Source organism: Pseudomonas sp. MNR3A, assembly GCF_009650575.1.
GTDB lineage: Bacteria > Pseudomonadota > Gammaproteobacteria > Pseudomonadales > Pseudomonadaceae > Aquipseudomonas > Aquipseudomonas machongensis.
Genome location: NZ_VZZS01000009.1, coordinates 150,004 through 173,172, shown reverse-complemented (window position 1 = coordinate 173,172; position 23,169 = coordinate 150,004). Strand labels below are relative to the sequence as shown.

The 23,169-nt window shown below is 63.7% G+C and carries 25 protein-coding genes; 14 read left to right on the top strand and 11 right to left on the bottom strand.

The window, feature by feature from the left end; translation table 11 throughout:
- Positions 1 to 17: 17 nt before the first annotated feature.
- Positions 18 to 1,190 carry an MFS transporter gene (locus F6X62_RS07935; RefSeq protein ID WP_054893812.1) on the bottom strand — a complete coding sequence of 391 codons (1,173 nt, stop codon included), beginning with the start codon at positions 1,188 to 1,190 and terminating at the stop codon, positions 18 to 20.
- Between the two features lie 13 nt (positions 1,191 to 1,203).
- Positions 1,204 to 1,506 carry a helix-turn-helix transcriptional regulator gene (locus F6X62_RS07930; protein WP_054893811.1) on the bottom strand — a complete coding sequence of 101 codons (303 nt, stop codon included), beginning with the start codon at positions 1,504 to 1,506 and terminating at the stop codon, positions 1,204 to 1,206.
- Positions 1,507 to 1,658: 152 nt separating this feature from the next.
- Between F6X62_RS07930 and F6X62_RS07925 the strand changes: the two genes are divergently transcribed.
- Positions 1,659 to 2,231: an ACP phosphodiesterase gene (locus F6X62_RS07925; RefSeq protein ID WP_153773169.1), complete on the top strand. Its 573-nt coding sequence runs from the start codon at positions 1,659 to 1,661 to the stop codon at positions 2,229 to 2,231.
- 133 nt (positions 2,232 to 2,364) lie between these two features.
- Here the strand turns inward: F6X62_RS07925 and F6X62_RS07920 are convergent, their stop codons facing one another.
- Entirely contained in the window at positions 2,365 to 3,156 is a 792-nt protein-coding gene (locus tag F6X62_RS07920) for a 1-acyl-sn-glycerol-3-phosphate acyltransferase (protein ID WP_153773168.1), read from the bottom strand.
- Positions 3,156 to 3,911 carry an L-ornithine N(alpha)-acyltransferase gene (gene olsB, locus F6X62_RS07915; protein ID WP_063545976.1) on the bottom strand — a complete coding sequence of 252 codons (756 nt, stop codon included), beginning with the start codon at positions 3,909 to 3,911 and terminating at the stop codon, positions 3,156 to 3,158. Before olsB ends, F6X62_RS07920 begins: the two co-directional genes overlap by 1 nt.
- Before the next feature lie 136 nt (positions 3,912 to 4,047).
- Here olsB and F6X62_RS07910 point away from each other — a divergent pair, with 136 nt between their 5' ends.
- The 7 genes from F6X62_RS07910 to F6X62_RS07880 all read left to right on the top strand — a co-directional run bounded on the left by F6X62_RS07910 (position 4,048) and on the right by F6X62_RS07880 (position 9,536).
- On the top strand, positions 4,048 to 4,935 hold the full coding sequence (locus tag F6X62_RS07910) for an acyl-CoA dehydrogenase (RefSeq protein WP_153773167.1): 888 nt from the start codon (positions 4,048 to 4,050) through the stop codon (positions 4,933 to 4,935).
- 51 nt (positions 4,936 to 4,986) lie between these two features.
- Entirely contained in the window at positions 4,987 to 6,066 is a 1,080-nt protein-coding gene (locus tag F6X62_RS07905; protein WP_153773258.1) for a serine hydrolase, read from the top strand.
- On the top strand, positions 6,063 to 6,359 hold the full coding sequence (locus tag F6X62_RS07900; protein WP_153773166.1) for an amidase: 297 nt from the start codon (positions 6,063 to 6,065) through the stop codon (positions 6,357 to 6,359). Before F6X62_RS07905 ends, F6X62_RS07900 begins: the two co-directional genes overlap by 4 nt.
- 45 nt (positions 6,360 to 6,404) lie before the next feature.
- Positions 6,405 to 6,986 (top strand): YceI family protein, encoded by a 582-nt coding sequence (locus tag F6X62_RS07895; RefSeq protein ID WP_065864225.1) that lies wholly within the window; start codon positions 6,405 to 6,407, stop codon positions 6,984 to 6,986.
- Position 6,987: 1 nt separating this feature from the next.
- Entirely contained in the window at positions 6,988 to 8,145 is a 1,158-nt protein-coding gene (locus tag F6X62_RS07890; RefSeq protein WP_153773165.1) for a phosphatidylserine/phosphatidylglycerophosphate/cardiolipin synthase family protein, read from the top strand.
- A 79-nt stretch (positions 8,146 to 8,224) separates the two neighbouring features.
- Complete coding sequence (locus F6X62_RS07885) at positions 8,225 to 8,803, top strand: DJ-1/PfpI family protein (RefSeq protein ID WP_054893803.1); 579 nt, start codon at positions 8,225 to 8,227, stop codon at positions 8,801 to 8,803.
- Positions 8,804 to 8,945: 142 nt separating this feature from the next.
- Entirely contained in the window at positions 8,946 to 9,536 is a 591-nt protein-coding gene (locus F6X62_RS07880; protein ID WP_054893802.1) for a GNAT family N-acetyltransferase, read from the top strand.
- 108 nt (positions 9,537 to 9,644) lie between these two features.
- Here F6X62_RS07880 and F6X62_RS07875 read toward each other — a convergent pair whose 3' ends face one another.
- Positions 9,645 to 11,168, bottom strand: a complete 1,524-nt coding sequence (locus F6X62_RS07875) for a fumarate hydratase (protein WP_054893801.1) — start codon at positions 11,166 to 11,168, stop codon at positions 9,645 to 9,647.
- Between the two features lie 241 nt (positions 11,169 to 11,409).
- Between F6X62_RS07875 and F6X62_RS07870 the strand changes: the two genes are divergently transcribed.
- The gene (locus F6X62_RS07870; RefSeq protein ID WP_153773164.1) at positions 11,410 to 12,330 is read left to right on the top strand and encodes an iron-sulfur-binding ferredoxin reductase; all 921 of its coding nucleotides are present in this window, start codon (positions 11,410 to 11,412) and stop codon (positions 12,328 to 12,330) included.
- A gap of 101 nt (positions 12,331 to 12,431) precedes the next feature.
- On the opposite strand, the gene pyk is transcribed toward F6X62_RS07870, so the two are convergent.
- On the bottom strand, positions 12,432 to 13,886 hold the full coding sequence (pyk, locus tag F6X62_RS07865) for a pyruvate kinase (RefSeq protein WP_054893799.1): 1,455 nt from the start codon (positions 13,884 to 13,886) through the stop codon (positions 12,432 to 12,434).
- Between the two features lie 238 nt (positions 13,887 to 14,124).
- Here pyk and F6X62_RS07860 point away from each other — a divergent pair, with 238 nt between their 5' ends.
- From F6X62_RS07860 to sbcB, 3 genes are all read left to right on the top strand, one after another.
- Entirely contained in the window at positions 14,125 to 14,508 is a 384-nt protein-coding gene (locus F6X62_RS07860; RefSeq protein ID WP_054893798.1) for a hypothetical protein, read from the top strand.
- Between the two features lie 114 nt (positions 14,509 to 14,622).
- Positions 14,623 to 14,982: a PilZ domain-containing protein gene (locus F6X62_RS07855; protein WP_054893797.1), complete on the top strand. Its 360-nt coding sequence runs from the start codon at positions 14,623 to 14,625 to the stop codon at positions 14,980 to 14,982.
- 49 nt (positions 14,983 to 15,031) lie between these two features.
- Positions 15,032 to 16,468 carry an exodeoxyribonuclease I gene (gene sbcB / locus F6X62_RS07850; RefSeq protein ID WP_153773163.1) on the top strand — a complete coding sequence of 479 codons (1,437 nt, stop codon included), beginning with the start codon at positions 15,032 to 15,034 and terminating at the stop codon, positions 16,466 to 16,468.
- Positions 16,469 to 16,524: 56 nt separating this feature from the next.
- On the opposite strand, the gene mvaT is transcribed toward sbcB, so the two are convergent.
- Positions 16,525 to 16,902 carry a histone-like nucleoid-structuring protein MvaT gene (mvaT, locus tag F6X62_RS07845; protein WP_063545971.1) on the bottom strand — a complete coding sequence of 126 codons (378 nt, stop codon included), beginning with the start codon at positions 16,900 to 16,902 and terminating at the stop codon, positions 16,525 to 16,527.
- Between the two features lie 293 nt (positions 16,903 to 17,195).
- Here mvaT and purU point away from each other — a divergent pair, with 293 nt between their 5' ends.
- Complete coding sequence (gene purU, locus F6X62_RS07840; protein ID WP_054893794.1) at positions 17,196 to 18,047, top strand: formyltetrahydrofolate deformylase; 852 nt, start codon at positions 17,196 to 17,198, stop codon at positions 18,045 to 18,047.
- A gap of 15 nt (positions 18,048 to 18,062) precedes the next feature.
- A complete protein-coding gene (locus tag F6X62_RS25375; RefSeq protein WP_232233497.1) occupies positions 18,063 to 18,296 on the top strand; it encodes a hypothetical protein in 234 nt (77 codons plus the stop codon).
- On the opposite strand, the gene F6X62_RS07835 is transcribed toward F6X62_RS25375, so the two are convergent.
- From F6X62_RS07835 to F6X62_RS07820, 4 genes are all read right to left on the bottom strand, one after another.
- On the bottom strand, positions 18,202 to 19,194 hold the full coding sequence (locus tag F6X62_RS07835) for a lysylphosphatidylglycerol synthase transmembrane domain-containing protein (RefSeq protein ID WP_153773162.1): 993 nt from the start codon (positions 19,192 to 19,194) through the stop codon (positions 18,202 to 18,204). The two genes, F6X62_RS25375 and F6X62_RS07835, sit on opposite strands and share 95 nt — an antisense overlap.
- Positions 19,191 to 19,955 (bottom strand): DUF2334 domain-containing protein, encoded by a 765-nt coding sequence (locus F6X62_RS07830; protein WP_153773161.1) that lies wholly within the window; start codon positions 19,953 to 19,955, stop codon positions 19,191 to 19,193. The genes F6X62_RS07835 and F6X62_RS07830 overlap by 4 nt, the downstream gene beginning before the upstream one ends.
- Positions 19,948 to 21,069: a glycosyltransferase family 1 protein gene (locus F6X62_RS07825; RefSeq protein ID WP_125931518.1), complete on the bottom strand. Its 1,122-nt coding sequence runs from the start codon at positions 21,067 to 21,069 to the stop codon at positions 19,948 to 19,950. Before F6X62_RS07825 ends, F6X62_RS07830 begins: the two co-directional genes overlap by 8 nt.
- Before the next feature lie 192 nt (positions 21,070 to 21,261).
- Positions 21,262 to 23,145 (bottom strand): methyl-accepting chemotaxis protein, encoded by a 1,884-nt coding sequence (locus F6X62_RS07820; protein WP_153773160.1) that lies wholly within the window; start codon positions 23,143 to 23,145, stop codon positions 21,262 to 21,264.
- Positions 23,146 to 23,169 lie beyond the last annotated feature (24 nt).

Sequence of the window (23,169 nt, the reverse complement as noted above, 5' to 3'; positions counted from 1 at the left end):
CGCAAGCCTCGCGTAGGTCAGTTGGATGCAGCGGCCAGTTCGGCGTCGTTGTCGCCGCGCTGGTTGAAAGTGATCAGGGTGACGATCAGCGCCAGGACAGCCAGGGCACCTGCAGCCAGCGGTACGCTGGTCAGGCCCAGGCCATGGGCGATGACGCTGCCGCCGACCCAGGCACCCAGGGCGTTGCCCAGGTTGAAAGCGCCAATATTCAGGGTCGAGACCAGGTTCGGCGCATCCTTGCCGTAGGTGACCACGTTGACCTGCAGCGCCGGAACGGCGGCGAAGGCAGCGGTGGCCCAGAGGAACAGGGTGATTTCGGCAGGCACCAGCGCGTTGCTGGTCCAGCTGAACAGGGTGGAGACCACCGCCATGGTGGCGAACACGCCCACCAGCGTGGCGGCGAGGCGGCGATCGGCAAGCTTGCCTCCGAGGATGTTACCCAGGGTCAGGCCCAGGCCGATCAGCACCAGGGTCCAGGTCACGCCGCGTGGCGATACGCCGGTAACATCACCGAGCAGTGGCGCGACGTAGGTGAACAGGGCGAACACCGAGGCCGAGAACAGTACGGTCATGCTCAGCGACAACCAGATCCGGGCACCCTTGAGGGAGGCGAGTTCAGCACGCATGTCGACCTTTTCGGCATCCTGTTGCAGGGGCAGGAAGCGGATCAGGCCGATCAATGCGATCACGCCGATGCCGGTCACGGCCCAGAAGGTCGAGCGCCAGCCGGCGACCTGGCCCAGGGCGGTGCCCAGTGGCACGCCGAGCACGTTGGCCAGGGTCAGACCGGTGAACATCAGGGCCACGGCCGAGGCGCGGCGGTTGGCCGGCACCAGGCTGGCCGCGACCACCGAGCCGATACCGAAGAAGGCACCGTGGCACAGGGCGGTGACCACGCGGGCGAACATCAGCAGGTTGTAGTCGCTGGCCACGGCACACAGCAGATTGCCGACGATGAACACGCCCATCAGCACTACCAATGCCGCCTTGCGTGGCAGACGGGCCGTGGCCAGGGCCATGAATGGCGCTCCGATCGCCACGCCCAGGGCGTAGCCGGTCACCAGCCAGCCGGCGCCGGGAATGCTCACCCCCAGGTCGCGCGCCACATCGGGCAGCAGGCCCATGATGACGAACTCGGTGGTGCCGATGGCAAAGGCGCTCAGCGCCAGGATCAACAGTGAAAGGGGCATTGCAAGGTCCTTGTCAGAGCTCTTGGCTCATCTGCTCGAGGAAGGCCTGGATGGTTTCCTCGTTGCGCTTGAAGAAATGCCACTGCCCGACCTTCTGGCTGCTGATCAGACCTGCGCGCTGCAAGGTGGCCAGGTGGGCGGAGACGGTCGACTGCGACAGGCCGCAGCGTTGATCGATCTGCCCGGCACAGACGCCGAATTCGGTGCTGTGGTGCTGGTCGGGGAATTGCGCCGCTGGGTTCTTCAGCCAGTTGAGGATGTCTCGGCGGACCGGATGGGCCAGGGCTTTTATTATTTCGTCGAGGTCGAGAGGCATGGTTGGGCTCGTGGTGTGTAGCGGTATATCGCGATAGGGCGAAATATAAATCGGTACTTCGCGATATACAAATATGAAGAGGTTCTGAGCTCAGCCGAAATCGCTATATCGCGTTATAACGATATAAATGTCCACGGTGATAGAATGCCGCCATGAACTACCTCGCACACCTGCACCTTGGCGGCTCCGCGCCGCAGCAACTGCTCGGCAGCCTGTACGGCGATTTCGTCAAAGGCCCGCTCGAAGGGCGCTTTGCGCCTGAGCTGGAGGCGGCAATCCGGTTGCATCGACAGATCGATCGCTACACCGACAGCCACCCGCTGGTGCTGGCGGCGCTGGCGCGTTTCCCGCGGCAGCGTCGACGGTTTGCCGGGATTGTGCTCGACGTGTTCTTCGATCACTGCCTGGCACGGCACTGGGCGGATTACGCCGATCAGCCGCTGGCGCAGTTTACCGATAGCTTTTATCGAGTGCTGCTGGCCGAGCCGCAGTTGCCGGGGCGCTTGGCACGCATTGCGCCGTTCATGGCAGCGGATGACTGGCTGGGAGCCTATGGTGATTTCGCCACGCTGGAGCAGGTATTCAATGGCATTGCCCGGCGCTTGTCGCGGCCGGAAGGGATGGCTGGGGTGATGGATGAGCTGGAGCGGCTGTATGAGCCGTTGCTGGCGGATTTTCGCGAGTTCTACCCGCAGTTGCAGGTGTTTGCGGCTACGGGGCGTTGAGGGTTTGAGGGCTGTCAGGGCCCTATCGCGGGGCAAGCCCGCTCCCACAGGTACCCCATTGTTTTTGGATACAGTGGGGTACCTGTGGGAGCGGGCTTGCCCCGCGATAGGGCCGGTCGACCCACCCCAGCAATCAGGCCGCCCTGGCCTGCCGACGCGGCACCGCCACCTCGACGTCCTCGACACCGAACAACGCCACCTGAATCGCCTGCTGCGCCATGAACGCCAGCGCCGCACGTTCCTTGCCCTGACTCTCCACCGGCGCCAGCAGGTGAATCACCACCTCCCCCCGCTCCCGGCCAAACAGGCGCATCAAGTGCGAAACCAGGTCATCATCGCCAATGAACGGTGCGATCGGGTCCGGTTCACCGTTGCGCAGGTATTGGATCGCCACTGGCTGCACGGGCGTGCCCTGGTCGATGGCGCCGGCCAGCAGGCGTCCGTGGAAGGTGCGCAGGGCGCGGCCATCAGTGGTGGTGCCTTCAGGGAAGATCAGCAACGGTCTGGCCTGGCCCAATTGCTCGCTGATCTGTTCACGCAGACGCTGGGCATCACCCCCGCCACGGCGAATGAACAAGGTGCCGGCCTTCTCCGCCAGCCAGCCGGCCAGCGGCCATTGGCGTACCTCGGCCTTGGACAGGAACGACAGCGGGGTGAGCATGCCCAGTACCGGGATGTCGGTCCAAGACACGTGGTTGCTGATCCACAGCATCGAGCGCTGCGGCAGTTCACCGACGACCCGCACCTCGAAGGGCAGGGCGCCGATCAGGCGTTTCATGAACAGGCAGGTCCAACGTTGCCGTCGCTCGAGGGAGGCGTGCAGGCCCAAGCGTTCGCCCAGGGCGATGACGCTGGCCATGGCCATTCCCAGCAACAGCACCAGCACCAGGCGCAGGAGGCGGGCACAGGCCCGCAGGCCCGGCATCAGACTGCCGCCTTGAAGTGGCGGGCGTAGCGCGGGCAGAGGTCATCGCGCTTGAGCAGGATGAACACATCGGCGACCTGGAAGTCTTCGTCCCAGCAAGGCTCGCCACAGATCTTCGCTCCCAGGCGCATGTACGCCTTGAGCAGCGGTGGCATCTCGGTGATCACGTTGTTCGGCAGGGCCAGGCTGGGGAGCGGCTTTTTCGGCTCGGCGCGCAGGTGCTCGTTGCACAGGTAGCGTTCGCGCAGGCGCTGCATGATTGCGTGGGCCTGGATGCCGCCGTCCTGCATGGGGATGCTGGCGCAGCCCATCAGGTAGCTGTAGCGACCTTCGTTGAGCACTTCGGCAAGCTCGCCCCAGAGCACGGCGATGGTGCCGCCGTTGCGGTAGTCGGGGTCGACGCAGGTGCGGCCCAGCTCCAGGATCGGACCTTGCAGTTGCAGCAGACCATGCAGGCTGAATTCTTCTTCGCTGTAGAAGCGGCCCAGGCTGCTGGCGGCCTGGTGGTCGAGCAGGCGGGTGGTGGCGACCAACTGGCCGGTGGCCAGGTCGCGCACACCGATGTGGCGGCAGTGGATATCGTAGTCATCCATGTCCAGGCCCAGTTCGGCGCCCTTGAGCTTGGCCTTGAATTCGGCACTGAACACCTTGAAACGCAGGGCCTGTGCTTCCTGCAGGGCCGCAGCGCCGACCAGGCGTTCGGCTTGCAGACGGCGTTCAGTGCTGTTGTCGCCAGAGCGAGCGATCCGAGTCATTGCGAGTCTCCATAAGCCAGCCAAATAGGGTTGCGGCCGGTCGGCTTTGTTGTGCAAAGTCAGCCTAGGTAGGCGCGGTGTCACCTCCATGAATCTTTGGTGATGCTTGCGTGACACCCCTCACGAGGAGCATTCGATGACCTGGTTGCAACGACTCAACGACCCGCTGCGCCAGGCGCTGGCGGCCACCCTGGGCGAGACCTACGCGGCCACGCTGGAGCGCCTGGGCGCTGTCACGCCGTTCGAGCTGGCGGCGCTGGGTGGGCGCGCAATGGACACGCCAGGATTGGCCTTTCTGATCGGTTACCAGGCGGCCTTGCGTGTGCTCTGGCCCAGCGCGCCTGCTGGATTGGGGGCCTTGTGCGCCACCGAGCGGCGCAGTGTGCGTCCGGCCGACATGCACACCCGCCTCGACGGCTTGCGGCTGAGTGGTCGCAAGGATTTCGTCACCGCCGGCCTCGACGCCGAATGGCTGTTGGTGGCGGCCCGCAGCGAAGCGCAGGGCGAGGGCGCGCGGCTGAGCCTGGCGGTGGTCTACCCCGGTGAGCCCGGCGTGACCCTCGAAGCGTTGCCGACCCTGCCGTTGATGCCCGAGGTCGGCCATGCCCGTGTCGAACTGAAGCACGCAGCCTGCGAACTGCTGGCCGGTGATGGCTGGGATGCCTATGTCAAACCGTTCCGCTCCCTCGAAGACCTCTATGTACTCACTGCGCTGCTCGGATGGCTGCATGGCGTTGGCCAGGAGTGCGCCTGGCCGCAGGCGTTGCGCCTGCGCCTGATCGGCTTGCTCGCCGCCTGTGCCGAGGCCAGTCGGCAGTGCGCCGACAGCGTGGGCTGTCATCTGTTGCTGGCCGGTCTGTTCGCCCAGTTCCAGGCACTGCGGGTCGATATCGACAAGGCCCTGGTCGAAGGACCCGAACACTGGATGCAGCTCTGGCAACGCGACCAGGGGCTGCTGGCGCTGGCGGCTGCGACCCGGGAAAAGCGCCTGGCCAAAGCCTGGGCTGCTGCAGGATTGTCATGAAGCCCAGGCATCCTCCGCCGATTGACCGCGCGTGAGGTATCGATGGGCAGACTGAAGGTGGTGCTGGGTATTCTCGGGCTGATCGCCCTGCCGGTGTTCGCCGAGGAGTGGCCGGGCAGCCACTGGCAGCAGGATCCGACGCAGTACGACTGGCAGGCTGTCGACGCCTATGCCTTCCCGCTGCGCGACGATGCCGTTCGCAGCGGTGTGCGCAGCGATGCACTGTTGATCATTCGTGACGGTCGCATCCTGTACGAGCGCTACGCCGCCCCCACAAGTGCCGATACCCCGCACCTGACCTGGTCGATCAGCAAGAGCGTGCTGGCCACGCTGTTGGGTGTTGCCCGCGGCGAAGGGCGTTTCCAGCTCGATGACCCGGCCGCCCGCTATTACCCCGCCCTGCGTGAGCATCCGCAACTGCGCCTGGTCGACCTGCTGCACTGGGCCAGCGGCCTGGCCTGGCAGGAAGATTATGAATATGCGCCGCTGAAATCCTCGGTAGTGGCGATGCTCTATACCCGCGGACGCAACGACATGGCGGCCTACACCGCAGGCATGGCGCAAGCCGAGAAACCGGGTGAGCATTTCGCCTATTCCAGCGGCGACAGCAACCTGCTGGCGGCGGCCTTGCGCGGCATGCTCGCGCCGGATCAATACGCCGACTATCCCTGGCAGGCGCTGTTCACCCCGCTTGGCATCACGCATGCGGTGTGGGAGCGCGACGCTGCGGGTACCTACGTCGGCTCCTCCTACCTCTACCTCAGTGCTCGCGATCTTGCGCGCATCGGGCTGCTGATGCAGCGCGACGGGCGTTGGCGTGAGCGGCAACTGCTCCCTGCCGACTGGGTGGCCTTCAACCGCACCCTGTTCACCCATGCCGAGCCGGTGCCGGGCGATGCCAACCCTGGTGGGCACTGGTGGCTGAACCAGCCGCTGCCGGGCAACCCGACGCCCTGGCCGGACGCACCCACCGATACCTTCGCCGCCCTCGGTCACTGGGGCCAGGCGCTGTACGTGCTGCCCACGCATAAGCTGGTGATCGTACGCTACGGCGATGACCGCGACGGCAGCTATAGCCACAACGAACTGCTCAAGCGCGTGCTGGCCGTGCTGGCGAAGGAGGGCGCATGAAGCGAGTCTTGCTGGTGTTGCTGCTGGTCCTGCTGGCCTGGGGATGGAGCGAACGTCAGGCCCTGTCGGATTTTCCGAGCATTCTCCCGGCGTATTCGGCAAAGGAGTACTGCTCGTGCCGCTTCGTCATGGGGTTTGACGAGGCCTATTGCCGGGCTTATGTGAAGCAGTACCTGCCATTGGGACGCCTGGAAGAGGACAGCCGCGCACGCAGCGTGCGCGCCGAAGGCCTGGGACGGCTTAGCGAGGCTGCCTGGCAGGGGCCTCGCGAGGGTTGTCGCTTGCTGCCGTGAAGGCCCGCAGGGTAAGGTGGCTGGCCTTGCTTCACGAGGTTTCACATGTCCACTTTGCTCCGCCTGCTACCCGCCCTGTTACTGGCCCTGTGTCTGCCCGCCCATGCCAACTGGCACCTGGACGGCGAGTCCTCGCGCCTGTCGTTCATCACCGGCAAGAACGGCGATACTGCCGAGGTGCACCGCTTCCTGGTGTTGCACGGCACCATCGACCGCAAGGGTGTGGCTGGCTTGAGCATCGAGATGGATTCGGTGAGCAGCGGTATCCCGCTGCGTGACGAGCGCATGCGTGACGGCCTGTTCGAAGTCGAGCGCTTCCCCGAAGCGACGGTCAAGGCCCAGCTCGACCTGCGGCCGATCAACGACCTGGCCAACGGTGCCCAGCTGGAGTTGCGCCTGCCACTGACCGTGACCCTGCACGGCCAGTCTCACAACTACAACGCGCTGCTGCTGGCCACCCGCCTCGATGAGCGGCGCTTCCAGGTGGTGACCCTCGAACCGCTACTGTTGCGGGCCGACGATTACGGCTTGCTGCCAGGGCTGGAAAGCCTGCGCAAGTTCGCCAAGCTCAAGTCCATCAACCCGTCGGTGCCGGTGAATGCGGTGCTGATCTTCACCGCACGTTGACATGCCAGGGCCAGTCTTCCCCTGGCGGGATGGCAACCAGTTCGAACTGCTGATCGACGGCCCGGAATTCTTTCCGCGCATGCTTACGGCGATCGTGCGCGCCGAGCGCCAGGTCGATCTGGAACTGTACCTGGTGGAGGCGGGGGCCTGTGCCGATGCGGTGGTCGAGGCCCTGGAGTCGGCCGCCTTGCGTGGTGTGCGGGTGCGTTGCCTGTTCGACGACTACGGCGCCCTGGCCTTCCCTTCGGCACTTCGCCAACGCTTGCAGGCCGCCGGTGTCGAGCTGCGTCTGTACAACCGCCTGCGCTGGCGCCGGGGCCTGCGCAACCTGTACCGCGATCACCGCAAGCTGCTGCTGGTGGATGAGCACTGGGGGGTGGTGGGTGGTACCGGGGTGACCGACGAATTCTGGACACCGGGGCAGCAGGCGAGCGAGTGGCATGAAGTGATGGTGCGCATGGAGGGGCCGGTGGTGAGTGACTGGCAGGTGCTGTTCGACCGCCAGTGGCACGCCAACCACCGTCGTACAGCCTGGCGCCCGCCCGAGAACTTCGGCCTGTCGCGCCTGCCGAAGATGCCGGCGCAGGGGCAGGGCTTGGGCCGCGTGGCCTATGCCGATGCGCGCCAGCACCGCGACATCCTGCATTCGCTGGTCCGTGCGCTGAACAGTGGGCAGCGTCGCATCTGGCTGGCGACGCCGTATTTTCTGCCAACCTGGAGCGTGCGCCGCTCGCTGCGCCGGGCGGCGCAAAAGGGCATCGACGTACGCTTGCTGCTCACGGGCCCACGTACCGACCACCCTTCGGTGCGCTACGCCGGCCATCGTTACTACCCTCGCTTGCTGCGCGCCGGGGTACGGATCTTCGAATACCAGCCATGCTTCCTGCACCTGAAGATGGCCGTGGTCGACGACTGGGTCAGCATCGGCTCGTGCAACTTCGACCACTGGAACCTGCGTTTCAACCTCGAAGCCAACGTCGAAGCCCTCGACCCGCCGCTGACTGCAGCGGTGCTGGCCAGCTTCACGCGGGACTTCGCCGTGAGCGAGGAGGTCGATCTGGATCACTGGAAGGCCCGACCGCTGTGGCGGCGGGTGCAGCAGCGGATCTGGGGCTGGCTGGATCGGCTGGTAGTCAATCTGCTGGATCGCCGCAACTGAGACCTGCGCCGTATATCGGTCATGGACAAAGCGGACTATCGTGCAGTGATTGTTCCCTGCAAACGAAGGAGTGAATGCGATGACGGCGAAGAAGATTCTCATGCTGGTAGGCGATTACGTCGAGGACTACGAGGTGATGGTGCCGTTCCAGGCTTTGCAGATGGTCGGCCACACAGTGCACGCGGTCTGCCCCGAGAAGATCGCCGGGCAGACCGTGCGCACGGCCATCCACGACTTCGAGGGCGACCAGACCTACAGCGAGAAACCTGGGCACAACTTCGCCCTCAACTTCGATTTCGTCCAGGTGCGTGCCGAAGGGTATGACGCGCTGCTGATCCCCGGTGGGCGGGCGCCGGAGTACCTGCGCCTGGACGAACGGGTGCTGAAACTGGTCAAGGAATTCGACCAGGCGGGCAAGCCGATCGCGGCGGTGTGCCATGGCGCACAGTTGCTGGCGGCGGCCGGGGTGCTCGAAGGGCGTGAGTGCAGCGCTTATCCTGCGTGCGCACCGGAGGTGCGGTTGGCCGGGGGACGGTTCGTGGATATCGCCATCGACCAGGCGCATGTGGATGGCAATCTGGTGACGGCACCGGCATGGCCGGCGCATCCGGCGTGGCTGGCGGCTTTTCTCAAGGTGCTGGGCACGCGTATCGGCTGATTCGCGATAGCGCCGGGTAGCGGTTCTGGAGAAATACCCGTCGCGCAGGGGAAAGGGCGCATGGCGCAGCCGATGTTAGGGTTTCCCCTCAGGCCCGGCTTGGCCGGGCGCTTCACCCACATCGACAGAGCGATCGCCCCGCATGGAAATCCGCCTGCTCCACGGCGCTGCCATCGCGCCTTACATCGATGACATCGCTCGCCTGCGCCTGACATTGCTACGCGAGTTTCCCTACCTCTACGAGGGTACGCCGGAGTGCGAGGCCGATGCGCTTCGCCGCTACATCGACTGCGAGTGCAGCCTGGCGATCCTGGCGGTGGACGAAGGACGGGTGGTCGGTGCCTCGACCGGTCTGCCGCTGAGTGACAAGAGCGAGGCGTTGCGCCAGCCGTTTCTCGAGCAGGGGCGCGATCCGCGTACAGTCTATTATTTCGGCAAGTCGGTGTTGCTGCCGGCTTATCGCGGGCGGGGATTGGGTGTGCGTTTTTTCATCGAGCGTGAGTCCTATGCGCACAAGTTGGGCGGCTTTCATTACTGTGCGTTCAGCGCCGTCGAACGGCCCAATGGCCATCCGCGACGACCCGACGACTACAAGCCGCTACACGGTTTCTGGCGTAATCGTGGCTTTCTGCATCAGCCGTCCATGCGTGCATCGTATGCCTGGCGCGATCTTGATGAAGCGGATGAGTCGGACAAGACGCTGTCGTTCTGGCTCAAGGATCTGTTGCTGTGATCCTGTGCTGAAACAGCAGCGCCCCGTTCGCGGGCAAGCCCGTTCCTTGTAGGAGCGGGCTTGCCCGCGAACGGGGCGCTGCTGTTTCAGCCTGGGATTAAAGCAGTCTTACTTCACTTCAACAGCCAGGCTCTGGGCAATCTTGTTCTGCCACAGCGCAGGGCCGGTGATGTGCACCGATTCGCCATTGCTGTCCACCGCGACGGTGACCGGCATGTCCTTGACGTCGAACTCGTAGATCGCTTCCATGCCCAGTTCGGCGAACGCCAGGACCTTGGACTTGCGAATCGCCTGTGCCACCAGGTATGCGGCGCCGCCAACGGCCATCAGGTAAACGGCCTTGTTGTCCTTGATCGCCTCGATGGCGGTCGGGCCGCGCTCGGATTTGCCGATCATGCCCAGCAGGCCAGTCTGTTCCAGGATCTGCCGAGTGAACTTGTCCATGCGCGTGGCAGTGGTTGGGCCGGCAGGGCCGACCACTTCGTCACCGACCGGATCGACCGGGCCGACGTAGTAGATGAAGCGGCCTTTCAGATCCACCGGCAGCTCTTCGCCACGGTTGAGCATTTCGACCATGCGCTTGTGTGCAGCGTCACGGCCGGTGAGCATCTTGCCGTTGAGCAGGATGGTCTCGCCCGGTTTCCAGCTGGCAACTTCTTCCGGGGTGATCTCGTCGAGGTTGACGCGACGTGCGCTCGGGCCGGCTTCCCAGACGATTTCCGGGTAGGCATCCAGCGACGGCGCTTCCAGCTCTGCCGGGCCGGAGCCATCGAGCACGAAGTGGGCGTGACGGGTGGCGGCGCAGTTGGGGATCATGCACACCGGCAGCGAAGCGGCGTGGGTCGGGTAGTCCATGATCTTGACGTCGAGCACGGTGGTCAGGCCGCCCAGGCCCTGAGCGCCGATGCCCAGCTGGTTGACCTTCTCGAACAGCTCCAGGCGGATCTCTTCGATGCGGTTCTGCGGGCCACGGGCTTTCAGTTCATGGATATCGATCGACTCCATGAGTACTTCCTTGGCCATGACTGCGGCTTTCTCTGCTGTACCGCCGATGCCGATGCCCAGCATGCCAGGCGGGCACCAGCCAGCGCCCATGGTCGGGACGGTCTTGAGCACCCAGTCGACGATCGAGTCGGACGGGTTGAGCATGGCCATCTTCGACTTGTTCTCCGAACCGCCGCCCTTGGCTGCGACGTCGACTTCGACCTTGTCGCCGGGCACGATGGAGTAGTGGATCACCGCAGGGGTGTTGTCCTTCGTGTTCTTGCGGGCACCGGCCGGGTCGGCCAGGATGGAGGCGCGCAGGACGTTTTCCGGCAGATTGTAGGCGCGGCGCACGCCCTCGTTGATCATGTCGTCCAGGCTCATGGTCGCGCCGTCCCAGCGCACGTCCATGCCAACGCGCACGAACACGGTGACGATACCGGTGTCCTGGCAGATCGGGCGGTGGCCGGTGGCGCACATGCGCGAGTTGATCAGGATCTGGGCGATGGAGTCGCGGGCAGCGGGCGATTCTTCACGCAGATAGGCTTCGTGCATCGCCTGGATGAAATCGACGGGGTGGTAGTACGAGATGAATTGCAGGGCGTCGGCAACGCTCTGAATCAGGTCGTCTTGCTTGATCACGGTCATGCAGCGCGCTCCTCTTAAAGACGGGAACATTCGTAAAGGCATCGACACAGCCGACCAGCGCGTCGAAAGGCCTTGCAAGGCGCACCGGCAGGTCAGGCCGGCACAAAAAGGGCGCGGCAGTATAGCGCGGCTGCCCGTGGGAAACACCTGCGAGTGGTCTGGACCATGGTCGGCCGCTGCCAGGCATCGTTCTTGCTGGCGCTCTGTACAATGGCAACAGACTTCAGGAGACCCTTCGTACATGCCCGATCTTCGTGTGGGCGAGCGCTGCATCAGCGTTCCAACCGGCAGCAACCTGCTCGATGCCCTCAATGGCGCCGGCCTGAACGTGCCCTACAGTTGCCGGGCCGGCAGTTGCCACGCCTGCCTGGTGCGTTGCGTCGATGGCGAGCCGCAGGACGCCCGGCCCGAAGCCTTGCCGGACGACAAGCGTGAGCAGGGCTGGCGATTGGCATGCCAATGCCGGGTGGCCGGCGATATGCGGGTTGCCGTGTTCGATCCCTTGACCGACGGCCTGCCTGCGAAGGTGATTGAGGTCGATTGGCTGGGCGATGTGTTGCGTCTGCGGCTGCGACCCGAGCGTGGCCTGCGCTATCGGGCCGGCCAGCATCTGGTGCTATGGCTGGGGGCGGTGGCGCGACCTTATTCGCTGGCAAGCCTGCCGGGCGAGGATGAATTTCTCGAATTTCATATCGACTGCCGACGTCCAGGCGCCTTCTGCGACCAGGCGCGGGGCTTGAAAATTGGCGACCCGATGGTTCTGGGGGAGCTCAGAGGGGGCGCGCTGCACTACGACCCCGACTGGCAGGAGCGGCCGCTGTGGTTGCTGGCGGCAGGTACCGGACTAGCCCCGCTGTGGGGCGTTGTGCGAGAGGCTTTGCGTCAAGGCCATCGGGCAGAAATCAAGGTGATGCATGTGGCACGCGACGCTGCCGGGCATTACCTGCAACCCGCGCTGCACCAGATGCATGGCATCGATGCCGAATGCGTGCTGCAGGAACATCTCGAGGAGGCGCTTGCCAGCTTGCGTCCGACCTCTCGCCAGACCATCGCTTTGCTCTGTGGATCGCCCGCAAGTGTCGAGCGCTTCGCGCGCAGACTGTTCATCGCCGGTGTGCCGAGAAATCAGGTGTTGGCTGACGTGTTCGTCGAGCATGCCTGACGTTCTTGCAGCCGCGGCCTATCGCGGGCTACCAAAAAAAAGACCGCTCCGAAGAGCGGTCTTTTTTGGGGGCGCCTGAGGCCGTTGCCACGGCTTGGGCATCAACCAACCAGCGGATCACCGACGTGCAGGATCTTCATGCCGTTGGTGCCACCGATGGTGTGGTAGCTGTCGCCCTTGGTCAGGATCACCCAGTCACCCTGTTCGACCAGCCCACGCTTGAGCAGCTCGTCGACAGCCGCCTGGCTGACCTTGTCGGCCGGCAGCGAAGCCGGATCGAAGGCGATCGGGTAGACGCCGCGGAACATCGAAACGCGGGCCTGGGTCGCGCGGTGCGGCGACATGGCGAAGACCGGCACATGCGAGCGCAGGCGCGACATGATCAGCGGGGTGTAGCCGCTTTCGGTCAGGGCGATGATCGCCTTCACGCCAGGGAAGTGGTTGGCGGTGTACATCGCCGCCAGGGCGATGCTCTCGTCGCAGCGCTCGAAGGTGGTGTGCAGGCGGTGGCTGGACTTCTGGTTGGTCGGGTGCTTTTCGGCGCCCAGGCAGATACGTGCCATGGCCTGCACCGCTTCGATCGGGTACGAGCCGGCGGCGCTTTCGGCCGACAGCATCACCGCATCGGTGTTGTCCAGCACGGCGTTGGCCACGTCGGATACTTCGGCGCGGGTCGGCATCGGGTTCTGGATCATCGACTCCATCATCTGGGTCGCTACGATCACCGCTTTGTTGTTGCGGCGCGCGTGCTGGATGATCTTCTTCTGGATGCCGATCAGCTCGGCGTCGCCGATTTCCACGCCGAGGTCGCCACGGGCAACCATCACCGCGTCGGAAGCAGCGATCAGGCCGTCGAGGGTTTCGTCGTCGGCAACGGCTTCGGCACGCTCGATCTTGGCCACCAGCCAGGCGCTGCCGCCGGCTTCGTCACGCAGCTTGCGTGCGTATTCCATGTCCTTGGCGTCACGCGGGAAGGAGACGGCCAGGTAGTCCAGGTCCATTTCCGCGGCCAGTTTGATGTCAGCCTTGTCTTTTTCGGTCAGGGCCGGTGCAGTCAGGCCGCCACCCTTGCGGTTGATGCCCTTGTGGTCGGACAGTGGGCCACCGACGATCACCACGCAATGCAGCGCGTCGGCAGTAGCGGTTTCGACGCGCATGACCACGCGACCGTCGTCGAGCAGCAGCTCGTCACCTACACCGCAGTCCTTGACCAGGTCGGGGTAGTCGATGCCGACGATATCCTGGTTGCCTTCGGTGAGCGGGTGGGCGGTGGAGAAGGTGAACTTGTCACCGATCTTCAGTTCGATGCGCTTGTTGCTGAACTTGGCGATACGGATCTTCGGACCTTGCAGGTCGCCCAGCAGTGCGACGTGGCGGCCGTTCTTGGCGGCGATGTCGCGGATCAGGCGAGCGCGGGCCTTGTGCTCGTCCGGAGTGCCGTGGGAAAAGTTCAGACGTGCCACGTCCAGGCCGGCGAGGATCAGTTGTTCGATCACTTCCGGCGAGTTGCTGGCGGGGCCCAGGGTGGCGACGATTTTGGTACGGCGGATGGTCATGCACAGACTCCTATAGTGAAGCGCAGCGAAAGGCTACTCCTCAATTGAGCTGTAGTCATTGTTCCGTTGCACTACCTTGCAGGTTGGCGAGAGGGCGGTTGCACCGTCGGCAGCACCCTACAAGCAGCAGGTTACAGGTAGACGCTTGCCGCCGGGCGTCTGCGGGATGAAGGGTGCATCGGCGCGCTGAAGAAATCGGGGCGCAGGCCGATATACTGCCCATCAAAGGAGAATTCCCATGCGAGCCCTGATCGTGTTAACCATGGCGGCCAGTGTCGTCGGCTGCACCCGTTGGTCCATGGACCATCACCTGAACAACGCCTATCGCGCTTACGACCGTGGCGATTGCCAGCGCGTGATGCTGGAGCTGTCGCAGGTCGATCGCACCAGCCGTGCCCGCCCGTTCATCCATCCGGAAGTGGCGATGCTGCGTGGCCAGTGCCTGGAGCGGCAGAAACTCTATGTCGATGCAGCGCAGACCTACCAGTTCCTGATCCAGCGCTACCCGCAGAACGAGTATGCCTACCGTGCTCAAGCGCGCCTGCAGACCCTGGAGCAGCTTGGCCATCTGCGTGGTGAGCCTGCGGTGACCCGCCCTGCGCCGACTACCCCTTTGCGTTAATACCAAGGTGACAATGATTTCATCCGGGCCGCCGCTCAGGCTAAGCTAGGCTGTAAAGTAGGTGTAACGCTCACCGCCAGTACCTGGTCTTCCTGGCATAGGGTACGGAGAATCATGTTCATCGAACGTCAGATCGATCGTCATCAACTGCCTTACGTGCTCAAGGTCTTCAACCGGTTGACCGATCAGGAGATTGGCTACCTGGGGAATGCCTCCGAGGATGGGGTCATGGTGATCAGCCAGCTCCCGATCATGGTCGGCCCGGATTTCGAGCTGCAATTGCGTGTGCCGCTTGCAGGCGGTGGCCATCAGTTCATCAATCTCACCGCCAGTTGCCTGTGGAGCCGCGAGGACCAGACCCCGGGGCATTACGATGCCGGTTTCATGCTGTTACAGGCGCCGCGCGAGTACGAGGAGTTCGTGCGCTCGCTGCGCGACTTCTTCAGTTTCAGGCCGATGAACGAGTCGGCCTGAAGGCGTTCCTCCGGTAGACTCGTCCGCGAACTTTGTACAGGACGACACCGTGAGCTCCAGCATCTTCTGGCACGACTACGAAACTACCGGTATCAATCCGCGCTGCGATCGGCCGTTGCAGGTTGCAGGCGTACGCACCGATTTCGAACTCAACGAGATCGACGAACCGGTCAACCTGTATTGCCGCCCCTCCGACGACATCCTGCCGCACCCCGCTGCCTGCCTGGTAACCGGTATCACCCCTGAACAATTGATCGCCAAAGGCCTGGGGGAAGCGGAGTTCATGACCAGGGTGCATGAACAGTTGTCGCGCCCCGGCACCTGTGGCGCAGGGTACAACACCTTGCGCTTCGATGATGAAGTCACTCGCTACAGCCTCTACCGCAATTTCTTCGACCCCTACGCCCGTGAGTGGCAGGGTGGCAACAGCCGCTGGGACTTGATCGATGTAGTGCGTACCGCCTATGCCCTGCGCCCGGAAGGTATCGTCTGGCCGCAGCAGGAGGGGCGCACCAGCCTGCGCCTGGAGTTGCTGAGCAAGGCCAACGGCATCGACCACGGTCATGCCCACGAGGCCCTGTCCGATGTGCGGGCCACCATCGCCTTGGCTCGTCTGATTCGCCAACGCCAGCCCAAACTTTATGACTGGTTGTTCCAATTGCGTAGCAAGCACAAAGTCATGGAGCAGATTCGCCTGCTCCAGCCGCTGGTGCATATCTCCGGGCGCTTCTCCAGCGAACGTAGTTACCTGGGGGTGGTATTACCCTTGGCCTGGCACCCGCGTAATCGCAATGCACTGATTGTGTGCGACCTGCACATGGAAACCTTGCCTTTAATAAGGGAAAGTGCCGAGGTATTGCGTTCGCGCTTGTACACGCGGCGCGAGGAGTTGGCTGACGGCGAATTGCCGGTTCCGCTGAAGTTGGTGCACATCAACAAGTGCCCGGTGGTGGCGCCATTGAACGTATTGCGCCCGGTCGATCAACAGCGACTGGGTCTGGATATGTCGCTTGTTCAGTCTCGCGCCGAACAATTGATTCAGCAGCATGCCGTGTGGCGGGACAAGCTGGAGAACGTTTACAGCGCTGATGAATTCGCACCCAGCGAAGATCCTGAGCAACAGTTGTACGAGGGATTTCTCGGGGATCGTGATCGGCGCCTGTGCGAGCAAGTTCGTTTGAGCGAGCCGCGACAGTTGGGGCAGGGGCACTGGATGTTCGATGATGCGCGCATGCCCGAGCTATTGTTTCGTTATCGAGCGCGCAACTTTATCGACACGCTGAACGAACAGGAGCAACAACGCTGGCATCGCTTCTGCCAGCAGCGCCTGAGCGATCCGCAGCTGGGCGCGCCCAACACCCTGAGCGATTTCGAGCAGGCGGCGCAGGCGAGTCTGGCCAATGCGGACGATGCCGGGCGGCAGGTGCTGGAGGCCTGGCTGGCGCATGCCGGGAAACTGCGAATGCACTATGGGTTGGCAGAATAAATAAAAACGCCGGCGATCAGCCGGCGTTTTGTTGAAGCCATACGCAATTGTCTGGATCAGTCCAGCAGGGTTGCCCAGCTTTCAACCACGTCACCACCCCACTTGGCTTTCCATTCTTTCAGGGTCTTGTGGTTGCCGCCTTTGGTTTCAATCACTTCACCGTTGTGCGGGTTTTTGTATTGCTTGACCTTGCGAGCACGTTTGGTGCTGGTGGTCTTGGCAGCGCCACGCGGGGCCTTGCTCAGTTTGGATTCCGGGTCGAGCAGGGCAATCACGTCACGCAGCGACTTGGAGTATTCGCCCATCAGTGCGCGCAGTTTGCCTTCGAATTCCAGCTCTTTCTTCAGCTTGTCATCTTGCGACAGGTTGGCGAGGCGAGCTTGAAGTTCCTTGATAGCTTCTTCGGTGGCGCGGTATTCGTTGATCAGGGACATGGAGTGTTCCTTGGTGAATGTACAGAGAGACAGTGGGCCAATAATAGACAGGCGATACTCGCAAGTAAACAATTAATAAGGGTGTGAAATGTCGAATCATTGTGACGCAACAATAAGAATGCGTCGGTAAAGAAAAATTTACATATTGCCTTATGCCTATCTTCTCACCTCATCCGCCAGCCCGCGGAGGGTCCAGGGCGGCATTGAGCCGCCACACAGGCCAATGGTTACTGCCTTTTTCACGGCAGATGGCTAGAATGTGCGCCTTTGCGAAGTTTTCCGGAGTCTGATCCATGCGCACCTATCGTCTGACGATTGCCTGCCCCGACCGTGTCGGCATCGTGGCAAAAGTCAGTAACTTCCTGGCCTTGTACAACGGCTGGATCAACGAAGCCAGCCACCATTCCGACGAGCAGAGCGGGTGGTTCTTCATGCGCCATGAAATCCGCGCCGAATCGCTGCCATTCGGTATCGAGGCCTTCCGCGAGGCCTTTGCGCCGATCGCCGAAGAGTTCTCGATGAGCTGGAATATCACCGACTCGGCGCAGAAGAAGCGCGTGGTGCTGATGGCCAGTCGCGAGTCGCACTGCCTGGCCGACCTGCTGCACCGCTGGCACACCGATGAACTGGACTGCGATATCCCGTGCGTGATCTCCAACCACAACGACCTGCGCAGCATGGTCGAGTGGCACGGTATTCCGTTTTTCCACGTGCCGGTCGATCCCAAGGACAAGGCCCCGGCCTTCGCCGAAGTTTCGCGCCTGGTTGCCGAGCATGGTGCTGATGTGGTGGTACTGGCGCGCTACATGCAGATCCTGCCGCCACAGTTGTGCCAGGACTACGCGGGGCGTGTGATCAACATCCACCACAGCTTCCTGCCATCGTTCGTCGGCGCCAAGCCCTACCACCAGGCTGCACTGCGTGGTGTGAAGCTGATCGGTGCCACTTGCCACTATGTCACCGAAGAGCTGGACGCAGGTCCCATCATCGAGCAGGACGTGGTGCGTGTGAACCATGCCGACAGCATCGAGGATATGGTTCGCTTCGGTCGTGATGTGGAGAAAATGGTGCTGGCGCGGGGTTTGCGCTACCACCTGGAAGACCGCGTGCTGGTTCACGGCAACAAGACCGTGGTCTTCGACTGACCGGAGCCCGCCCAGATGGCCGATCCGCGTGACAAGGCTGGCGCCCAGCCTCCGCCGACACTCGGTGAAGGCTGCCTGGCGCGCTACGATCCCGAGGCGTTGAGCGACGAAGACGGTACCGAGTTCGAAGGTGCCGCCGAGCTCTGGGAGCAACTCAACCCGCCTGACGCCGCCAGCGCTCCAGCAACGGGCGCGCCAGCAGGCAGACGAATACCGGCCCCCCGGCGAGCAGATAGAAGTAATAAGTGACGGCGCGCCAGATCAGGATCGCCGCCGCCGCTGTCGAGCTGCCCACCAGTGGCGACAGCAGGGTCGCCGACGTCAGCTCGGCGGCCCCTGCACCGCCCGGCAGCAGGCTGAATTGGCCGGCACTGAGCGAGAGCATCTGCACCAGGAAGCTCGGTATCCACGACAGCTCCACCCCCAGCCCCCTCAATACCAGATACAGCACGCTGTAGCGCAAGCTCCAGTGCGCGCAGGTGAGGGCGAATACCAGCGCCAGCGTGCGCTTGGGCAGGCGCCAGGTTTCGGCCAGTGCCCGGATGAAGCGCAGCAGCCTACGTGCCCAGCGCCGACGACGGCTTGTCGACAAACCCAGGCGTTGCAGCAGACGGCCGTTCCAGCGCATCACGCCACGACGGCAGCGCAGCAGCACGACGATTGCCGCCAGCACGCCACACAGCAAGGCGGCACTGCCCAGCAACATGCTTTCCTGGCTGCGGCCCAGGCTGTGGAACAGGGCGTAGCCGGCGATGGCCAGCATGGCGCAGAAGAAGAACAGCAGGTCGTTCAACTGATCCATGGCGAACACTGCGCCGCTGCGGGCGGGGCCAATGCGTTCGCGGGCCAGCAGTGTCATCAGGGTCAAAGGGCCTCCGCTACCGCCGGGCGTAGTGCAGATGGCGAATTCGGTCGCCATCACCACACCCAGGCTGCGTACTCTGCCCAGTTGCGCGCCCTGCTGGCCGAGCAGCAAGCGCAGGCGCACGGCGTTGATGATCCAGCACAGCAGAATCATGCCTAGCAGCGTTGCCATCAGCCCAGGGTCGAACGTCTGCAGGCGCGGCAACAGTTGGCTGCCGCCGAGCAAACCCGGCACCAGCACGGCGAGCACCAGTGCCAGCCCCAGCCAGGCGAGGCGGTTCATGGGCAGATCCTGCGCTCCAGCCAGGCGGATTTGGTCAGAGGCTCACGCCCTTGCTCGATCAATTCACGCAGGGTGCGCAACCAATAGTTGCGTGCGCTGGCATGGCGCATATCCACCGGATGCAGGCCCAGGCGCAGGGTTTCGGCCTGGCGCCAGCGTCGGGCCTGCCAGTCACAGAGCACCCGTGACATACCGCGGCGCCATGCACTGCGGGCGCTCCAGACCAGTCCGGGAGCTTCGATCGCGGTGAAGTCCGGCAGCCGATAAAGGTGCTGCGGTGTGCTGGTGTAGCGCAGCGGCAGGCGGCGCAGGGCTTGGCGGGTGCCTTCGCTCATCAGCCAGGCGGGCGCGACGAAGCCTGCGACCGGCCAGCCCTGGCTGGCGAACAGGGCCAGGCCCGCCTCCAGACGTTGCAGGGCTTCGCGCTGCTCCAGCGCATAGAACTCGCCCTCATGGGTGTAGATCCGGCGCATGAAGTACTCGGCAGGCCCGCGTGGGGCAGGGCCATCGTCGGCGTGGTAGAAACCGTGCAGCGCCAATTCGTCGCCGCGCGCCAGGCGCCGATCGAGCAGGCGGCAGAAGTCGGGGGAACGGGCCAATGCGTTGCGGTGGTGGAAGTCCGGGACCACCAGCCAGGTCATGGGCACGTCGCCCATTGCATCGACGGCTTCGACGAAGGGGCGGTAGTCGGGCCAGGTTTCGGGCGCGACATCGTGCAGCACCAGCATCAGGCTACGCGAATCGGCGGGCGCTTCACGCATGGGCGCGTACCTGTGGCGACAGGCCAAGCACGGCCTGGTAGTGCAGCAGCAGGCCATCGACCACGCTGTCCCATGAGTAATGCTGCTCCACATGGCGACGGGCCTGGGCGCCGAGGGGGCGCACGCCGGCTTCGAAGATTTCGCGCACTGCCCCGGCCATTGCCTGGCTGTCGTTGGCCTGGCATAGGCGCCCGCACTGGTCGTTGACGATCTCGCCGAAAGCCCCGGCGCGCACGGCGACCACCGGTGTGGCGCTGGCCATGGCCTCGAGTATCACCAGGCCAAAGGTTTCCTGGTCGCCGGCGTGCAGCAACAGGTCGGCACTGGCGAGCAGGCGGGCCACTTCATCGGCGGGGCAGAAGTGGTCGATCACGCTGACGTTGTCCGGCACGTTGGCCGGCATGTTCGAGCCGACCAGCAACAGGTGGTAATGGCGACCCAGGTGGCCCATGCACTCGAGCAGCACTGGCAAGTTCTTCTCCCGCGAGCCGCGACCGGCGAAGACGAGCAGACGAGTGGTGTCGGGAAGGCCGAGCTGGGCCCGCAGGTGCGGATCGCGCCTGTCGGGGTGGAAGGTATTCAGGTCGACCCCCAGGGGCTGTACATGCACATCCCGCACGCCAAGACGGCGCAGTTTGTCGGCCATCACCTGGCTCGGCGCCAGCACCCGGTCGAAATTGCCGTAGAGCTTGCTGACATAGGCTTCGACATTGGGGGTGAACCAGTTGCCCATGCGGTTGCTGACCAGCAATGGCAGGTCGGAGTGATAGAAGCCGATCACCGGCACGTCCAGCTTGCGTCGCGCTTCAAGGGCGGCCCAGGCGGTGAGGTAGGGATCGCCGACCTCGATCAGGTCAGGCTTGAGGCGGCGTAGCTCGTTGCACCAGGGCGTCAGGCGTACCGGAAAACGGTAGCCCTTGCCGAACGGCAGGGGCGGCGCGGGCACCTGGTAGATGCCATTGGCATCACGGGCGCTGGGGCCGGGGATCAGCAGACTGTGGCGTACGCCGGGCATGGCGTCGAGGCGATGGTGTTTGGCATCAAGATAGGTCCGTACACCGCCGCTGGCCGGGGCGTAGAACATGGTGATGTCAGCGATGTGCACGATCAGCATCCCTCCGGGATCGTCTTCGGGTCTGTCATCCGGCGGTAACAGACCGACGGTGACGCGCCTAAAGATTGACCTTTATGAAGGATAGTTTGTTCGATCGGGATTGGGCGGCGGGGCGTCCTGGCTTGCCCGCTGCGGGAGCGGGCGAGTCGGGATACCCCGCCGCTCCCACAGGTGCTGCACAGCGCTCAGGCGTCAGATGCGGAAACTGCCCACCAGTTGCTTGAGGCGTGCGGCCTGCTGTTCCAGATCGGAGCAGGCGCGCAGGGTGGCCTGCAGGTTTTCCACGCCCTCCTGGTTGAGCGTGTTGATCTCGTTGATGTCCATGTTGATCGACTCCACCACCGAGGTCTGTTCCTCGGTGGCGGTGGCCACCGACTGGTTCATGCCGTCGATCTCGCCAATGCGCTGGGTCACACTGCCCAAGCGCTCGCCGGCCTGGTTGGCGATCTGCACGCCGTCCTGGCTGTGGCGTTGACTCTGGTCCATGGTCTCGACCGAGGTGCGGGCGCCGACCTGCAACTCCTCGATCATCCCCTGGACCTGCTGCGCCGATTCCTGGGTACGGTGGGCGAGGTTGCGCACCTCGTCGGCCACCACCGCGAAGCCGCGGCCGGCCTCACCGGCGCGGGCGGCCTCGATGGCCGCGTTCAGCGCCAGCAGGTTGGTCTGTTGGGAGATGCTGGTGATGACCTCGAGGATCTGGCCGATGTTGACGGTCTTGTCGTTGAGGGCCTCGATATGCGCACTGGAACTGACGATCAGCGCCGACAGGCGGTTCATCGCCTGGATATTGTGCTCGACCACCTGCTGCCCTTCTTCGGCGAGCAATCGGGCAGAGCTGGCATGCTGCGAGGCTTGTGCGGCATTGCCGGCGATTTCCTGGGCCGCGGCGCCCAGCTCGTTGATGGCGGCGGCGACGCTGTTGGTGCGGTTGGCCTGCTCGTCCGAGTTGAGCATCGAGGAGTTGGAGGCGCTGACCACCCGCAGCGCCACTTCGTTGACCTGCTCGGTGGCCGAGGAGACTTCGCGAATCGAGCTGTGCACCCGTTCGACGAAGCGGTTGAATGCGCTGCCGAGCACACCGAACTCGTCATGGTTATGGATGTTCAGGCGCTTGGTCAGGTCGCCTTCACCTTCGGCGATGTCCTCCATGGCTCGGGTCATGGTGTGCAGCGGTTGCATCAGCACGCGGATCAGCAGGCCGAGCAGGGCGATGATGATGACCACCGCCACCAGCGTGGCTATCACTGCCGAGTTACGGAAGGTGCTGAGCATGCTGAAGGCTTTGTCCTTGTCCACCGACAGGCCGATGTACCAGTTGGCCGAAGGCAGGCCCTGGATGGGCGTGAAGGTGAGCAGGCGCGCCTGGCCGTCGACCTGCACTTCGGTCAACTCGCGGGACAGTTTCGGGGTGTTCTGTGGGAAGGCCTCCGACAGCGATTTCATCACCAGGGCATTGTCCGGGTGCACCAGGATCTTGCCCTGGTCGTTGACCAGGAACGCGTAGCCCATGCCGCCGAAGTTCAACGAGTTGATGATCTGTACCAGGCCGTCCAGCGCCAGGTCGCCGCCGACCACGCCGACCACGCCGACATCGCTGGAAACCTTGTCGAGGATGCCCATGACCATCTTGTTGGTGGTCATGTCGATGTAGGGTTCGGTGAGGAGCGGGCCGCTGGCGGCCATGCCATCCTTGTACCAGGGGCGTACGCGCGGGTCGTAGCCGTCGGGCATCTTGCTGTCGGGGCGCACGCTGAAGCTGCCGTCGACCTTGCCCAGGTAGACCGTGAGGAAACTGGAGATCAGCGCCTGTTGCCCCATCAGGGTTTCGGCATCGGCCGGATGCTGGGCGATATTCTGCGCAAGGTTTTCCACCAACCGGATCCGCCCTTCGAACAGGTTGCGGATCGTGGTGGACGTGGACTGGCCCATTTCTGCCAGGTAACTCTCCAGATTGGCGCGAATGGCATTACGCTGGAGATAGTCGTTGTACAACGTGAACAGCGCAAAGGCCAGTATCACGATCAGAGAGGCCGCCAAGAGAATCTTGTGGCTGAAACGAAGGCTTTTGTTCATGACGTCGTCGGGTCCGCTAAGGTT